This window comes from Cupriavidus sp. FW305-27 (genome assembly GCF_058787995.1).
On sequence record NZ_JBYTAG010000039.1, the window covers coordinates 52555 to 69268 of the forward strand.

Below are 16714 nucleotides of genomic sequence, written 5' to 3' on the forward strand. Positions count from 1 at the left end.
TGGCGTTGCGAGGGGATCAGAGCAGGGCGTAGGTGGTGGTGGCCTGCACCGCCAGCTTGCCGTCGGTGCCGGTCAGCTCGATCTCGCCGAACACCACGGTCTTGCCCAGCCGCAGCACGTTGGCGCGCACCAGCACGTCGCCGTCGATCACCGGGCGCATGAAATTGGTGGTGAGCGCGACCGTGGTCATCGGGCGGAAGGCGCCCAGCGCGCTGGCCACGGCGACGATCATGGCGGTATCGGCGGCGGACATCAGCACCTGGCCGCAGACCACGCCGCCCGCATGGCGGAACGATTCGCTGAACGGCAGGCGCAGCGTGACGCCCTGGGCATCGACGGCTTCGGCACGCAGGCCGAGCTGGCGCACCCATGGCGCCAGCACGCGCTCCAGCGTGGCGTCGATATCGTTGAGGCTGAATTGCGGTGCGGCTTCGGACATGGCGCTCCTGGTTCTGGCTGGCCGCACCGTAGCCGTCCTGTAACGGACCGCTACTCTGTCTCCTCCGGCGCGACGCGATGTTTGAGGCAATGATACAGGGGGCCGGTGGCCAGCACCACGAAGGCCATCCGGATCACGTGGAACGCGGTCACCAGCGGCACCCCCACCTCCAGCACCTTGGCCGTGATGCACATCTCGGCGATGCCGCCCGGCGTGGTGCCCAGGATCACCGTGGCCGGGTGCGCGCCCGACTGCGCCGACAGCCCCCAGCCCACCAGCGCCGATACCACCAGCGCCAGCACGGTGTAGAGCGCCACGCCCGACAGGAAGCGCGGCGCGGTATGCAGGAACTCGCGCGAGAAGCGCACCCCCAGCGAGACCCCGATCAGCAGCTGGCCGGCACGGCTCATCCAGGTGGGGATGGCCGACAGCTCGATCCCGGACGCGGTCAGCACCGCCGCGGCCAGCAGCGTGCCGATCACGAACGGGTTGGGCATGTTCAGCCGCTTCACCAGCAGCGCCACGCCCAGCGTGATCGCGACCAGCGCCAGCAGCCCCGGGGCGCTGACCACGCGCGGGCCGGGGATATAGGGGTCGAGCCCGTGGATGCCGCCGTACTGGAAGATGGCCGGCACGGTCACCACCACCATCAGCACCCGCAGTGAATGCGCGGCCGCCACCTGGTCGATGCGCGCGCCGTTGCGCTCGGCCAGGTTGGCCATCTCCGAGGCACCGCCGATGGCGGTGGAGAAGAACGCGGTCTTGAAGGCCACGCCGGTGGTCCGCCGCAGCAGGATGGCACCGCCCGCGCCCAGCACCAGCGCGAACAGCGAGCCGGCAATGATGTAGGGCAGGTATTCCACCAACCGCGCCACCACGTCCGGCGTGAAGTAGAGCCCGAGCGACGCGCCAATCACCCACTGGCCCGCGTTGCGGGCCTGCGACGGCGCCCGCAGGTCGGCCCCGGCCATGCGCGCGGCGGCCACGGCCAGCAGCGGGCCGATCATCCACGGCAGCGGGGTATGCAGCGCGGTGCAGAGCAGGGCGGCGGCCAGCCCGAGCGCCAGCGTGGGCAGCGCGGACAGCCAGGGGTTGGAGAAGAGACGCATGGTTCAGCGGCCTGGCACGGAAGCGCCGGCGCCTTGTTGTTTTGGAAAACGAGAGACGAAAGACAAGAGGCCCGCACACCATTGGCGTGCGGGCCTCGCAAAGCTTACCGCAAGATCGCGCGCATCAGGCCGCGTTGTCGGCCTGCGCGTGCGCCGAGGTGCGGGTCGCGTGCCAGCGCAACAGGCGCGGGATCACCACCACCGCCACGGTCAGCGCCAGGATGGTGGCCGAGATCGGCTGGCGCAGGAACAGGGTCCAGTCGCCCTGGCCGATCGACAGCGCATTGCGCAGCTGCTTCTCGGCCATCGGCCCCAGGATCATGCCCACGATCACCGGCGCGGTGGGGAAGTCGAAGCGGCGCATCACCATGCCGAGCAGGCCGACCACGAACAGCAGCAGCAGGTCGAACCACGACTGGCGGATGCCGTAGGCGCCCAGCCCGGCGAAGATCAGGATGCCGCCGTACAGCAGCGGCGTGGGCACGCGCAGCATGCGCACCCACAGCCCGATCGCCGGCAGGTTCAGCACCAGCAGCATGACGTTGCCGATATACAGCGACGCCAGCAGGCCCCACACCAGGTCGCCCGAGGTCTGGAACAGCATCGGGCCCGGCTGCAGGTTGTAGTTCTGGAACGCGGCCAGCAGGATCGCGGTGGTGTTGGAGGTGGGGATGCCCAGCGTCAGCAGCGGGGCCAGCGTCGCGGTCACTGCGGCGTTGTTGGCCGCTTCGGGGCCGGCCACGCCTTCGATCGCGCCGACCTTGCCGAAGTCTTCCTTGTGGTCGGACAGCTTCTTCTCGGTGGCATACGACAGGAAGGTCGGGATCTCGGCGCCGCCGGCGGGGATCAGCCCGAACGGGAAGCCGATGAAGGTGCCGCGGATCCACGCCGGGATCGAGCGCTTCCAGTCCGACTTGTTCATGTGGACCGAGCTGAGCTTGTTGAAGGTGCCCGCCGGCTGCGGGAAGAACGCGTTGAACAGCGCCTCGCCCACCGCGAACAGGCCCACCGCCACCACCACGATGTCGATGCCGTCGTACAGCTCCTGCACGTTCATCGAATAGCGGGTCTGGCCCGACAGCGAATCCATGCCGATCAGGCCGATGCCCAGGCCCAGGAACAGTGCGGTCATGCCGCGCAGCAGCGACGAGCCCAGCACGGCCGAGACCGTGGTGAAGGCCAGCAGCATGATCATGAAGTACTCGCCCGGGCCGAACTGCAGCGCAACGTCCGCCGCCACCGGCGCGAACATCGACAGCATCACCGTGGCGATGGTGCCCGCCACGAACGAGCCGATCGCCGCGGTGGCCAGCGCCGGGCCGGCGCGCCCGTTCTTGGCCATCAGGTTGCCTTCCATGGCTGTGACCATGGTGGAAGACTCGCCCGGCGTGTTCATCAGGATCGAGGTGGTCGAGCCGCCGTACATCGCGCCGTAGTAGATGCCGGCGAACATGATCAGCGCGGCGGTCGGTTCCACCTTGGCGGTCAGCGGCAGCAGCATCGCCACCGTCAGCGCGGGGCCGATGCCCGGCAGCACGCCGATGGCGGTGCCAAGGAAGCAGCCCACCAGGGCCCACATCAGGTTGATCGGCGTGATGGCCACGGCAAAGCCGTGCATCAGCTGGTTCAGGGTATCCATTCGAAGACTCCTTGCTGGACGGGCGGGCGGGCTCAGAAGCCGGCGATGGGCAGCAGCGGCAGGTTGATGCCGAGCAGGAACTCAAACAGCGCCCACATCGGCACCGTGATGCACAGGCCCATCAGCGCGTCGCGCACGATGCGGCGGCTGCCGTAGCCACGCGCCACGCACACCATCAGCAGCGTGGAAGCGATCACGAAGCCAAGCGTGCCGATCAGCGCCATGTTCAGCACCAGGCCCGCGGCCACCCACAGGAAGCCGCCGAAGTTGTGCGGCGCGTTGGGCAGCTCGGCATCTTCTTCCGGCATATTGCGGAAACCGCCGCGCACGCCCTGCCAGGTCAGCAGCGCGCCGCACACGGCCAGGCCGACGGCCACCAGCGTGGGCACGAAGCGCGGCGACAGGCCGGCGTAGCCCTCGTCGCCGGAAATGCCGGACAGCCCGAGGAAGAAAAACAGGGAGAGCGCCAGCACGGCAATGCCGATGGCGAGGTGCGAGGGTTTCATGGAGACTCCTTGGCCTTTGTCGCCAGCATGGGTGCTGGCGTCCGCGACGCTGGCAGGTGCTGCCCGCGCGGCGGCAGGGCCCGGCGACATATGATTATTTGTCTGGTATCGCAGGTGGACACCGGGCCCTGCGCCGTTTTCCTGCCGCCGGGTTCACCGGCGGGATTGGCAGGCACGACAGGTAAAGCAGGTTGATGCGGTACTGCCGGTTTGGGTGCTGCCGGCAGTTCTTACTTGGCCACGCCCAGTTCACGCAGCGAGCCGCCCAGGCGGGCCGATTCGCTGTCGACGAACTTGCCGAACTCGTCGCCAGTCAGCAGGAACGGGGTCCAGTCATTCTTCTGCAGCGTGTCCTTCCAGGCCTGGCTCTCGGTGGCCTTGACCACGGCGTCGATCATGGCCTTGCGCTGCTCGGCGCTGATGCCGGGCGCGCCGTACACGCCGCGCCAGTTATAGATCTCGACGTTCACGCCTTGCTCCTTGAGCGTCGGGATATCGGCGGTGCGGTCCTTGGAGGTCACCGCCAGCGCGCGCATCTTGCCGCTCTTGATGAAGGGCAGGAATTCCGACACGCCGGCGATGCCCACCGTCACGTGGCCGCCCATGATCGAGGCCGAGGCTTCGCCGCCGCCCTGGAACGGCACGTAGTTGATCTTCTTGGGATCGACGCCCGATTCCTTGGCGATCAGGCCGGCCAGGATGTGGTCGATCGAACCCTTGGAGCCGCCGCCCCAGCTGACGCTGCCCGGGTTGGCCTTGAGCTGCGTGGTCAGGTCCTTGACCGACTTGATCGGCGAGCTGGCCGGCACGGTGATGACCATGGTGTCGGCGAACAGGCGCGCGATCGGGGTGGCGTTCTTCAGCGTGACCGGCGGCTTGTTGGTCTCGATCGCGCCCACCATCACCGCGCCCACCACCATCAGCGCATTGGGGTTGCCCTTGTCGGTATTGACGAACTGGGTCAGCGCGATGGTGCCGCCGGCGCCGCCCTTGTTGTCGTATGAAGCGGTCTTGGCCTGGCCCGCGGCAATCATCGCGGCGCCCAGCGAGCGGCCGGTCTGGTCAAAGCCGCCGCCGGGGTTGGCGCCGATCATGACCTTGACGCTATCGAGCGCAAAGGCCGGCGCGGCGGCGAAGGTGGCGGCAACGGCGGCCGATGCCATCACGGCATGGGCCAGGCGGGAATAGGTACGGCGCATAGCGGTCTCCTGGTGTTACCGGGGATGCGCCATGCCAGCCTGCTGGCAGCCGCGATCCGACCCGGGCGTTCCGGCTGCCACTGCGTTGCGGGGGACGGGAAGACAGCCTGGCGGACTGCGCGAAAGGCGCAGTGCCGGTGCTTGTCTCCTGTCCGGCGCGGCGGGGCGTGGCCGGGACTGTTCTTGGACTTTTGGTGAACGTCAGACCGGAATTACCGGTCATGGGGCGGATTCTAGGCGGGGGAAACTGTCAAAAGGCTGTCAATCGGGGGCAGAAAGGGTCGGGGTTTACGTGGATGGCGGATTGCAGCGCGGGCGCAGGCCCCTCAACCCGCCGGCTTCGCCTGCAGGCACGGGTCCTTGCGCGCCACCGCCGGCACCACCACGGCCATGTCGAACTCGCCGTCGGCAGGCGGGTTTTCCACATACCCCACGCTGACCACCTGCCCCACGCCCGCCCCCAGCCAGCGCGGCACGCCGATGTCGCGCCGCACGTGGCCGTTGCCGGCGATCAGCACCGCGCCGCGCTGCGCGTAGGGGCGCAGCGTCTGCGCCATCACCGCATCGCGCGCGGCCTGCGCCGCCAGCATCCCGGGCAGCATGGCCTTGGGGAAATTGCCGCAGTGGCCCCGGTCCAGCACCGCCGTCTGCGCGGCCACGAGGTCGCCGGGGAGCGCACCGGACAGACCCAGCTGCTGGCGCTCGCCGGCCGGGAACAGGCTGTCCAGTCCGCCGCGCACGATCTTGCCGGCGTCGGCGCGCGACAGGTTGGCCGCCACCAGCGGCAGGTCGTACCGCAGCGCCAGCGCCACCACCGGCCGGTACAGCGGCCATTGCCAGGCACCGCCGCCGGCCTGGGCGATCAGGTAGTCGGCATCGCGCGGGCGCTCGCGGTCGAACTGTTCCATGGCGATGGCCGGGCGCCAGCCTTGCTCGACGGCGCGCGTCAGCGCGGCCAGGCGCTGCTGCTGCGCGGCGGCGTTGTCGTGGACCTCGCCCAGCAGCACGTAGGACTTGCCGGCGAAGGCGGCGCTGACCGCCTCGGGCGCGGGGCGCGTGGCCGCGCAGCCGGTGGCGAGCACAGCGACAGCGGCGGCCAGCATGCCGGCAATGCGCAAACGGAATGACATCACGCAGTTCCTTTCCCTATCTCGTTGTAGTGGCGGGGTTGGCGGCCTGCGCTCCCGCTTGTTGCCCGGGTTGGTGTGATGGTCACGTCATCATTCCGTGACGACGCGCGGGCGTTCCAGGCGGTGCGCGGCGACGTCGAGCGCATCGGTGTTCGCAACCTTGTGCCGGCGCGCCCACGTCACCAGCACGTAGCCGCGCCCGCTTTCAGGCGGATGGCGCGCGCAGCCACTACATGTCGCTGATGTCCGACCCTGGCCGGCACCTCGAAAGCAAAGAGCCCGCAGCAATGCTGCGGCCTCCTCTTGTCTGCCGGTGCCTCAGCGCTGGTGCACGGTCTCGCCCGGAGCCTTGTCCGGCAGCTTGGTGCCTTCAGAATCAATCTGCAACGGCCCCGTCCCGGAGAACCGGTCCAGCGCGAGGTAGATCACCGGCGTGATAAACAGCGTGATCACCTGCGAGAACAGCAGGCCGCCGACCACGGCCAGGCCCAGCGGCTGGCGCAACTCGGCACCGGCGCCTAAGCCGAGCGCCAGCGGCAGCGCACCCATCACCGCGGCGAAGGTCGTCATCATGATCGGCCGGAAGCGCAGCAGGCACGCCTGCCGGATCGCCTTCGCCGGCGTCATCCCTTGTTCGCGCTGCGCGGCCAGCGCGAAGTCGATCATCATGATCGCGTTCTTCTTGACGATGCCGATCAGCATCAGCACGCCGATCACGGCAATCAGCGACAGCTCGACATTGAAGATGAACAGCGTCAGCAACGCGCCCACCGCCGCCGAAGGCAAACCCGCCAGGATCGTCAGCGGATGAATATAGCTTTCATACAGCACGCCCAGCAGCGTGTAGATCACCGCGATGGCTGCCACCAGCAGCACGATCTGCGTCGCCTGCGACGACTGGAACACCGCCGCGTCGCCGCCCCAGCTGGTGAAGATCGAGCTGGGCATGGCGATCTCCTGCCGGTAGCGGTCGATGCGTGCCGAAGCATCGCCCAGCGCCGCGCCCGGCGCCAGGTTGAACGACACCGTCACCGAAGGCAGCTGCCCCTGGTGGTTGACGGAGATTGGCCCGACCCGGCGCTCGGTGGTGGCGAAGGCTGAGACCGGCACCATCTGGCCGGTCTTGCTGCGCACATAGAGCTTGGAGAACGCGCTCTCGTCGGTGCGGTCGACATCGGCCGCCTGCAGGATCACGTAGTAGTTGTCGATCGGCGTATAGATGGTCGACACCTGCCGCTCGCCGAAGGCCGAGTACAGCGCGGTGCGCACGTCCTGCATCTGCACACCCAGCGCATTGGCCTTGTCGCGGTCGATCGACAGGTGCGCCTCCAGCCCGGACTGCTGCGAATCGCTGGTGACGTCGCGGAAGATCGGATCGGCGCGCATCTTTGCCATCAGCTGGTCGGACGAGTCCTGCAGCTGGCCGGCCTTCACGCTCTGCAATGTGTACTGGTAGCGGCTCTTGCTCTGGCGCCCGCCCAGCTGCAGGTTCTGCACCGGCGCAAAGTACACCGCCAGGCCCGGCACACCGGCAACATCGCGCCGCAGCGACTCGATCACCTTCGGCATCGCTTCGCGCTCGCCGCGCGGCTTCAGTTCGACAAACATGCGCCCGGTGTTGATGGCGGGCGACGGGCCGCCGCCGATGGCGACCACGATGCTCTTGACCGCGGGGTTGGCGCGCATGCGCTCGGCGGCGTCGCGCAGGCGTTCCGCCATGGCGTCGAAGGAGATGTCCTGCGGGCCTTCGGCGTTGACGCGGATCTGGCCGATGTCCTCTTCGGGGAAGAAGCCCTTGGGAATGGTGACGAACAGCACCGCGGTCAGCACGAAGGTCAGGCCCGCGACCGCCAACACGGTGCGGCGGTGCGCCAGGCACCAGTCCAGCCCGCGCGCATAGCGGTGCAGCGTGAACTCGAACAGGTTCTCGAACCACTGCGTGGAGCGCATGCCGAAGGTCTGCTTCTGCACGATGTCGGGCTGCGCCGACGCGTGGTCGCCGTAGGCATGGTGCGATTCATCCACCGGCACGTTCTCGGCCGACAGGAAGCGCGCGCACAGCATCGGGATCAGCGTCAGCGACACCAGCGCCGATACCAGGATCGCCAGCGACACCACCGCGGCAAATTCATGGAACAACAGCCCGATCACGCCCGGCATGAAGAAGATCGGGATAAACACCGCCACCAGCGAGATCGAGATCGACAGGATGGTGAAGCCCATCTCGCGCGAACCCACCAGCGCGGCCTTCAGCGGCGCCACGCCTTCCTCGATATGGCGCACGATGTTCTCGAGCATAACGATGGCGTCGTCCACCACCAGGCCCACCGCCAGGGTGATGGCCAGCAGCGAGACGTTGTCCAGGCTGTAGCCGAAGGCCTTCATCAGCGCCACCGTGCCGATCAGCGAGATCGGCAGCGACACCGTGGGGATCAGCGTGGCGGCGGCGCGGCGCAGGAACAGGAAGATCACCATCACCACCAGCGCCACCGTCAGCGCCAGCGTGAACTGCACGTCGTGGATCGATTCGCGGATCGAGCGCGAGCGGTCGTTGACCACCGACACATTGACCGAGCCCGGCATCTGCTGGATCAGGCGGGGCAGGGCGGCGTTGATCGCATCGACCACTGCCACGGTGTTGGCGTCGGGCTGGCGCAGCACGGCCAGCACAATCGAGCGCTCGTTGTTGAGCCAGCTGCCGGTCTTGATGGTCTCGACGCTGTCCTCGACCTCGGCCACGTCAGAGAGCCGCACCAGCGCGCCGCTGGGCTGGCTGGCGACGATGATGTTGCGGAAGGCGTCGGCGCTGGTCAGCTGCCGGTTGGCCTGGATGGTCAGGGTCTGGCGCGCGCTGTCGAGCGTGCCCACCGGCGTGTTGGCGTTGGCGCGATTGAGCGCCGTGGCCAGCTCGTCCAGCGTCAGGCCGCGCGCGGCGAGCGCATCGGGGTGGGCGCGCACGCGCACGGCAAAGCGCTTCTGCCCGAAGATCTGCACCTGCGCCACCCCCGGCAGCGTGGCCAGCGTGGGCGAGATCAGGTTGTCGCCAAAGGCATTGAGGTCGGCCAGGCTCATCGCCGGCGAGTTGATCGCCAGCAGCAGCACCGGCGCGTCGGCCGGGTTGACCTTGCGGTACGACGGCGGCACCGTCATCTCGATCGGCAGCGAACGCTGGGCGCGGAACAGTGCCGCCTGCACGTCGACGGCCGCGTCGTCGATATTGCGGTCGTTGTTGAATTCGATGGTGATGCTGGAGTTGCCGAGCGTGTTCTGCGAGCTGATCACCGTCACGCCGGGGATGGTCGCGAACTGCTTCTCCAGTTGCGTGGCCACCGACGCCGCCATGGTCTCCGGGCTGGCGCCGGGCAGCGTGGCGGTGACCTGGATCACCGGCGAGTTGAAGCTGGGCAGCGCCGCGATCGGGATGGTCGGATACAGCACGATGCCGGCGACCACCACCGCCAGGCACAGCAGCACCGTCATCACCGGACGGCGGATGCAGAGTTCAGACAGCGTCATGGCTCAGTGCCCCGCGGTGGCAGGGGCCGGACGGGCGGCGGCGGCCGAGGCGCCGGCGGCCGGGGCCTCGCGCACCAGCGCGCCGGGGCGCAGGTTCTGCATGCCTTCCACGACTACGCGGGCGCCGGGTTGCACCCCCTCGACCACGGCGGCGGCGGCAGTGGTGGTCACCACCTGCACCGGCACGCGCGCCACCTTGCTGTCGGGCTGGACCACATAGACAAAGCGGCCTTCGGGGCCGGTCACCACCGCCTGCGGCGGCACCGACAGCGCGCCCTTCAGGGTCTGCACCACGGCGTTGACGTTGGCATAGGTGCCCGGCCACAGCCGCTGCTCCTCATTGTCGAACTGCGCCTTGACGCGGATGGTGCCGTACTGCGGATCGACGGTGTTATCCACAAAGGTGATCCTGCCGGTCACCGGGGTCTTGCTGCCGTCGTTGGGCAGCGCGGTGACCTGCACCGGGCCGGCGTGCAGCGCCTCGCGCAGCGCGCCCAGCTGCCGCTCGGGCAGGCTGAAGGTGACGGCAATCGGCTGCACCTGGGCGATGATGACCATCGGCTGGGTGCTGTTGGGCAGCACCAGCGAACCCGGGAAGGCGTTGATCACGCCGGTGCGGCCGCTGATGGTGGCGCGGATGGCGCCGTAGCTGACCGCCACGCGGCTGGCTTCGATCGCGGCCTGGTCGGCGCGCACGGTGGCGGCAAAGCCATCCACCTTGGCCTGGGCGGTGTCGACCGCGCTCCTGGAGATGAAGTTGCGCTGCAGCAGCTCCTGGCTGCGCGCGAGCGTGCGCCGGGCATCGGCCAGGTCGGCCTGGTCGCGCAGCAACTGGGCCTGAGCCTTGGCCAGGTTGGCCTCGTCCATGCGGGTATCGAGCGAGAACAGCAGGTCGCCCGGCCTGACGGTCTGGCCTTCCTTGATATGGACGGTGCGCACGGTGCTGGACACCTGCGGGCGCACCTCGACCGTGGACAGCGCGGTGACATTGCCGTTGGCCGTGACCTGCAGCGGCACGTCGCCCTGCTGCACGCGCGCGGTGGACACCACCACGGCGGCCGGCGCCTTGGGCGCGGGCTTGGGCGCAAACCAGGTACGCCAGGCAAACCAGCCCAGGCCGGCAATGACCAGCACCACGGCCACCACCGCCCACGGCGATACGCGGCCGCGCCCGGTTCCGGTGGCCGCCCTCCAGTTGCTGTCGACGAAACCCTTGGGCTGGTCGATCCTGTCAGATTTCATATTTGTGTGGACCCTCTGCACCGCGTCTTCGCGCCACTCCCCGTAATCGCCCGGCTGGTTGTGCCCAGATGTTGCCGGTGCGCGTCGCGCAAAGACTCTACTAGTACCGCGCTTCGCCCGCCGGAGCCAGCGCCGCGTATTACAGTCCGTTACAGGGTTGCAAGGGTCTGGTAATGCCCGGCACCGGCAAACGCCGTCCGGGCCACAGGGGAGGCCGGAGATGTGTTTAGCGGGGCGCTTGTATGGTTAGACAAACATTATCAGAAAAGCTGCCGCCGGCCATCGCGGCGCCACTGATTGACGCTGTCGACCGACAGTTCGCGTGGCCCGGCCTGCACAACCACGACATCGCCGGCGCGCACTTCTCCCTTCAGCACCACGCTGAGGTAGACCCCGGAGTAGCCGCTCTGGATCATGTCGCGCACCGCGTGGCGGTAGCCCAGCGCGGCATTGAACTTGTAGCAGGGCTTGCGCGGCGACTCCACCCGCAGCAGGGCCGTGCCCACGCGCACGAGGTCGCCGATCCAGAGTTGGGATTCAAGCAGCCCCTCCAGGGTCAGGTTCTCGCCGATGGCGCCAAACGGCAACGGCGGGCCTGACTCAGGCTGCCCGCACGCGCGGCGGCGCGCGTTCCACCACGGGTAGTGCTCGAAGGGATAGGCGTAGACCGCCTTGTCCAGGCCGCCGTGCACGGTCAGGTCACCCTGTTCGTCGCCGGCCAGGCCCAGCGGCTGCACCTGTACCCGCAACGGGTGCAGCAGGGTACTGACAGGGTGCTTGCGAATGCCCGACAGCACCACCGCCTCGGTGCCAGCCCCCGCGACCACCAGCGGGATGGCCTTGCCCAGGCTTACCGCCAGCACGCGCGCAAGGCCCGGCCGAGGTCTGGATTCGCTCACGTGCGCCCCCGCTTCGTGGTTACCCTTCTGGCTGTGGAAAGGGTTGTGGATAAGCTGCGGATATGCCTGAGGATAACGGGGCGGATAACACTGTGGACAAGTGCTTGGTGCGGTCCCTCACAAGGAAGCCGGCGGCGGGGAGCCGCCTCTGGTTTCAGCCTTGCATCACACCTGCTGCGCCGCCTGCGGCCGCTGCCACTGGCAGCCCAGCGCCCGGGCGCGTTGCGATACCGCCAGCGCCACCAGCATCAGCGCCGCCGCGCCCCAGTGCAGCGTATCGGCGCCGGCCAGTGTGTAGATGGCAGCCCCGGCCATGGCGCCGGCGGCCTGGCCCAGGTAGATCGACGAGGAATTGAGCGAGATCGACACCGATGCACGCTCCGGCGCCAGCAGCACCAGCCGCGCCTGCTGCGCGCTGTTGGTGGCAAACCCGCCCGCGCCCCACAGCATGAACAGCAACACCAGCGCAACGCTGCCCAACCCGGCCAGCGGCCACAGCACCATGGCCGTGATCGAGGTCAGCAGCGTGACCTGCACGATCCGGCTGGGCGTGACCCGGTCCATGCGCGACGCCGCCATGGCATTGCCGAACACGCCGCAGGCGCCGTAGGCCAGGAACATCAGGCTGAGCGCGCCACCGCTGATGCCGTAAACGTCGCGCATCAGTGGGGCGATATAGGTGAACACGGTGAACATGCCCGCCGACGAGATCATGGTGGTCAGCACCACCAGCATGATCGGCTTGTGGCGCAGCACCGCGCCCCAGGCCTCGCGCCCGGCCGGCGGCACCTTCAGCCCGCGCGGCAGCGCGCGCCAGACCGCCGCCGACACCAGCAGCGCCAGGGCCCCGACCAGCGCCATGCTGACGCGCCAGCCCAGCGTGCTGGAAATCCACGTGCCCAGCGGCACGCCCACCACGCTGGCAATGCTCCAGCCAAGAAACACAAAGCTGATGGCGCGCCCGCGCGTCTGCGCGTTGACCAGCAGCGGCAGCGTGGCGGCGGTCTGGGGCGTATAGATGGCCGCGCCGATCGCGGTCAGGAAGCGGATCGCCATCAGCGCCGCAAAGCTGGGCGCAAACGCGGCGGCCAGGTGCATCACCCCATAGACCAGCAGCGACCCGGCCAGCAGCAGACGGCGGTCGATGCGCGAGCCCAGCGTGGCAAACAGCGGGGCGCCGATGCAGGTGGCCAGCGCAAACACCGAGATCAGCTGCCCGGCGCTGGCCGCGCCCAGCCCGAAATCGCCGGCAATGTCGTTCAACATGCCGGTAATGATCATCGCACCGGTGCCAATGACGAAGTTGCCGACGCAGAGCGTCACTAGCCTGGGGTCCATGCCGGCCTTGGGAATTGTGGATTAGCGCAGGGGGGCGCCTTGTTGTTGTCTGGGCTGCCGCGGGCCGTGGCAGGCCGGGCGGTAAGGGAAGTCCCGAGTGTAGCGGTTTCGTGGAATTCGCGTTTCCCGGAGGAAATGCCCGGCCAGATGTGAAACACCCCTGTCCCGCATGGCGGAACAGGGGTGTCGGGGGCGGGCCGTCCGGAGGCAATCCGGCCGCTGGTGACTCAGCGCGTCAGCACCGGCGCCAGCGCCTTCGGGTTGACGATGCAGTCATGGTTGCCGGCCAGCACGTCCAGGATGTTCTGGAACGCGGTGCGGAAGTACAGCTCGTAGCTGTCGCGCTCAACATAGCCCAGGTGCGGCGTGCAGATGCAGTTTTCCATGCGCAGCAGCGCGTGGCCCTGCAGGATCGGCTCGGACTCGAACACGTCGATGGCCGCCATGCCCGGGCGGCCCCGGTTCAGCGCGGTGACCAGCGCGTTCTCTTCCAGCAGTTCGGCACGGCTGGTGTTGACGAACAGCGCCGTGGGCTTCATCCGGGTCAGGTCAGTCATCTTGACGATGCCGCGGGTGTCGTCATTCAGGCGCAGGTGCATCGACAGCACATCGCTGTCGGCAAACAACTGCTCCTTAGATTCGGCCACGCCCAGCCCGTCGGCACGGGCGCCTTCGAGCGACGCCTCGCGGCCCCAGACCAGCACCTTCATGCCAAAGGCGCGGCCGTAGCCAGCCAGCAGCCGGCCGATCTTGCCGTAGCCCCAGATCCCCAGCGTCTGGCCGCGCAGCACCTGCCCAAGGCCGAAATTGGGCGGCATCGTCGTCGATTTCAGCCCCGATTGCTGCCAGGCGCCATGCTTCAGGCTGGCGACGTATTGGGGAATGCGCCGCTGTGCCGCCATGATCAGCGCCCAGGTCAGCTCCGCCGGCGCAACTGGCGAACCCACGCCCTCGAGCACTGCCACGCCACGGTCGGTGGCGGCATCCAGGTCGATATGGCTGCCGGGGCCGGCGCCGACCTTGCCGGTCTGGCTGATCAACTTCAGTTTGGGCAGTTTTTCCAGCAGTTGCCGGGTGATGCGTGTGCGTTCGCGGATCAGAACCACGGCTTCGACGTCTGACAGGCGTGCGGCCAGCTGGCCCACGCCCTTGACGGTGTTGTTGAACACCTTGACGTCGTGCCCCTCCAGCAAACTGAAGCAAGGCAGCTTGCGCACGGCATCCTGGTAATCGTCGAGTACGGCAATCTTCATCGGCAACTCTGGTTATCTAACGGTCTTGTGCCGGTTGGTGCGCGCGGCCACCGAGCAGCGCGCCGGCCAACAGTATTGTTGAGAAATATCGAAAAACCCGCGCCGGCCGGTGGCGGCGATTGTTGCATAGCAAAAAACAGGGGGGTGCGCCAGTGGTATCCTTGCCCGTTCCGGTGCCGCTGCGGATTGTCGGTCGAGCATTGCTCCCGCCACGCGATCGCACCCGGGCAAAGTCCGGCCAGCCCGCGCAGCCACCCCTGCGCGCGCGAAGCGCAACTGTAGCGCAGCCGCAGGGACCGCCGCGACCTTTTGCATAAACGGGGCCGCCGCGGAGTTGTAACGGGATGTGTCGATCCGAGTGTGACCATCACTCCGGGCGTGTGACGGCCCCATCTGCCCGCTGGCCAGGCTTTGCAAGGATTCCTTCCCTTCCTTCCCTTTACGAATCTGGAGTCTGCAGTATGAACCACCCCACGATGCAAGGTACGGCGCCCGTCAATGCGCCGGCCTGGGTCAAGCACCCCAAGCTGGTGGCCTGGGTCGCGGAAATCGCCGCCCTGACCAAGCCTGACAATATCCATTGGTGCGACGGCTCCCAGGAAGAATACGACCGCCTGTGCGAGCAGATGGTCGCCGCCGGCACCATGAAGCGGCTGAACCCGGCCAAGCGCAAGAATTCCTTCCTGGCACTGTCGGACCCCTCGGACGTGGCGCGGGTGGAAGATCGCACCTTTATCTGCTCTGAAAAGCAGGAAGACGCCGGCCCCACCAACAACTGGACCGCACCCGCCGAGATGCGCCAGACGCTGAACGGCCTGTTCGACGGCTGCATGCGCGGCCGCACGCTGTATGTGGTGCCGTTCTCGATGGGCCCGCTGGGTTCGCCGATCGCCCATATTGGCGTGGAACTGTCCGATTCGCCGTATGTGGCGGTCAATATGCGCATCATGACGCGCATGGGCCGCGCCGTGTACGACGTGCTGGGCACCAACGGCGAGTTCGTGCCGTGCGTGCACACCGTGGGCAAGCCGCTGGCCGCCGGCGAGCAGGACGTGGCCTGGCCGTGCAATCCGACCAAGTACATCGTCCATTTCCCGGAAACGCGCGAGATCTGGTCGTTCGGCTCCGGCTACGGCGGCAACGCGCTGCTGGGCAAGAAGTGCTTTGCACTGCGCATTGCATCGACCATGGGCCGCGATGAAGGCTGGCTGGCCGAGCACATGCTGATCCTTGGCGTGACCTCGCCCGAGGGCAAGAAATACCACGTCGCCGCCGCGTTCCCGTCGGCCTGCGGCAAGACCAACTTCGCCATGCTGATCCCGCCCAAGGGCTTCGAGGGCTGGAAGGTCACCACCATCGGCGACGACATCGCCTGGATCAAGCCGGGCCAGGACGGCCGCCTGTACGCGATCAACCCGGAAGCCGGCTACTTCGGCGTGGCCCCGGGCACCAGCGAGAAGACCAACTACAACGCGATGGCGACGCTGAAGGAAAACGTCATCTTCACCAACGTGGCGCTGACCGACGACGGCGACGTGTGGTGGGAAGGCATGACCAAGGAAGCGCCGGCGCACCTGATCGACTGGCAGGGCAAGGACTGGACCCCGGAAATCGCCAAGGCCACCGGCGCCAAGGCTGCGCACCCGAACGCCCGCTTCACCGCGCCGGCATCGCAGTGCCCGTCGATCGACGACAACTGGGACAACCCGGCCGGCGTACCCATTGATGCGTTTATCTTCGGCGGCCGCCGCTCGACCACCGTGCCGCTGGTGACCGAGGCCCGCAACTGGACCGAAGGCGTCTACATGGCCGCCACCATGGGTTCGGAAACCACCGCCGCGGCCGCCGGCCAGCAGGGCGTGGTGCGCCGCGACCCGTTCGCCATGCTGCCGTTCTGCGGCTACAACATGAGTGATTACTTCGGCCACTGGCTCGAACTCGGCAAGAAGCTGGAAGCCGCGGGCGCGAAACTGCCGAGGATTTACTGCGTCAACTGGTTCCGCAAGGACGCCGACGGCAACTTCGTGTGGCCAGGCTTCGGCGAGAACATGCGCGTGCTGTCGTGGATGATCGACCGCGTGGAAGGCAAGGGGCAAGCCGCCGAGCATATGTTCGGCACTACCCCGCGCTACCAGGACTTGAACTGGAATGGCGTTGACTTCACACCGGCGCAGTTCGCGCAGGTGACTTCAATCGACCGTGAAGCGTGGCAGCAGGAGCTGGTGCTGCATGATGAGTTGTTCACCAAGCTGCGGCATCGGCTGCCGCAGGCGCTGGCGGATGTGCGGGCGGCGCTGGGCAAGCGGCTGGAAGGCTGATCGCGCCACGGTTCGCGCAGTTCGCAATAAAGACGCCCGTCTCTGCCGAGACGGGCGTTTTTTTATCCCGCCTCGCTATCCCCCAGCGTCTCCACTGCGTACTTCACCAACCCCGCCCCCCCCGCG

At 67.8% G+C, this 16714-nt stretch carries 12 protein-coding genes; 1 reads left to right on the forward strand and 11 read right to left on the reverse strand.

Annotated elements, in window-relative coordinates; genetic code table 11:
• Positions 1-16 precede the first annotated feature (16 nt).
• The 11 genes from AC3WRI_RS19425 to AC3WRI_RS19475 form a co-directional block, all read right to left on the reverse strand.
• Positions 17-439, reverse strand: a complete 423-nt coding sequence (locus tag AC3WRI_RS19425) for a PaaI family thioesterase (RefSeq protein ID WP_492293834.1) — start codon at positions 437-439, stop codon at positions 17-19.
• 50 nt (positions 440-489) lie between these two features.
• Entirely contained in the window at positions 490-1548 is a 1059-nt protein-coding gene (locus AC3WRI_RS19430) for an AbrB family transcriptional regulator (protein WP_010811347.1), read from the reverse strand.
• Positions 1549-1672: 124 nt separating this feature from the next.
• The gene (locus AC3WRI_RS19435; RefSeq protein WP_010811346.1) at positions 1673-3187 is read right to left on the reverse strand and encodes a tripartite tricarboxylate transporter permease; all 1515 of its coding nucleotides are present in this window, start codon (positions 3185-3187) and stop codon (positions 1673-1675) included.
• A gap of 32 nt (positions 3188-3219) precedes the next feature.
• On the reverse strand, positions 3220-3693 hold the full coding sequence (locus AC3WRI_RS19440; RefSeq protein ID WP_010811345.1) for a tripartite tricarboxylate transporter TctB family protein: 474 nt from the start codon (positions 3691-3693) through the stop codon (positions 3220-3222).
• 230 nt (positions 3694-3923) lie between these two features.
• Positions 3924-4892: a Bug family tripartite tricarboxylate transporter substrate binding protein gene (locus tag AC3WRI_RS19445; protein ID WP_010811344.1), complete on the reverse strand. Its 969-nt coding sequence runs from the start codon at positions 4890-4892 to the stop codon at positions 3924-3926.
• Between the two features lie 326 nt (positions 4893-5218).
• The gene (locus AC3WRI_RS19450; RefSeq protein WP_492293836.1) at positions 5219-6022 is read right to left on the reverse strand and encodes a ChaN family lipoprotein; all 804 of its coding nucleotides are present in this window, start codon (positions 6020-6022) and stop codon (positions 5219-5221) included.
• A 318-nt stretch (positions 6023-6340) separates the two neighbouring features.
• Positions 6341-9538, reverse strand: coding sequence for an efflux RND transporter permease subunit (locus AC3WRI_RS19455; protein WP_011616273.1), 3198 nt, complete (start codon positions 9536-9538; stop codon positions 6341-6343).
• 3 nt (positions 9539-9541) lie between these two features.
• Positions 9542-10780: an efflux RND transporter periplasmic adaptor subunit gene (locus tag AC3WRI_RS19460; RefSeq protein ID WP_010811341.1), complete on the reverse strand. Its 1239-nt coding sequence runs from the start codon at positions 10778-10780 to the stop codon at positions 9542-9544.
• Positions 10781-11040: 260 nt separating this feature from the next.
• On the reverse strand, positions 11041-11679 hold the full coding sequence (locus tag AC3WRI_RS19465) for an MOSC domain-containing protein (RefSeq protein WP_011616272.1): 639 nt from the start codon (positions 11677-11679) through the stop codon (positions 11041-11043).
• A 165-nt stretch (positions 11680-11844) separates the two neighbouring features.
• Positions 11845-13017, reverse strand: coding sequence for an MFS transporter (locus tag AC3WRI_RS19470; RefSeq protein ID WP_492293838.1), 1173 nt, complete (start codon positions 13015-13017; stop codon positions 11845-11847).
• A gap of 227 nt (positions 13018-13244) precedes the next feature.
• A complete protein-coding gene (locus AC3WRI_RS19475; RefSeq protein WP_010811338.1) occupies positions 13245-14270 on the reverse strand; it encodes a D-2-hydroxyacid dehydrogenase family protein in 1026 nt (341 codons plus the stop codon).
• A 461-nt stretch (positions 14271-14731) separates the two neighbouring features.
• Between AC3WRI_RS19475 and AC3WRI_RS19480 the strand changes: the two genes are divergently transcribed.
• The gene (locus tag AC3WRI_RS19480; RefSeq protein WP_492293840.1) at positions 14732-16588 is read left to right on the forward strand and encodes a phosphoenolpyruvate carboxykinase (GTP); all 1857 of its coding nucleotides are present in this window, start codon (positions 14732-14734) and stop codon (positions 16586-16588) included.
• Positions 16589-16714: the final 126 nt, after the last annotated feature.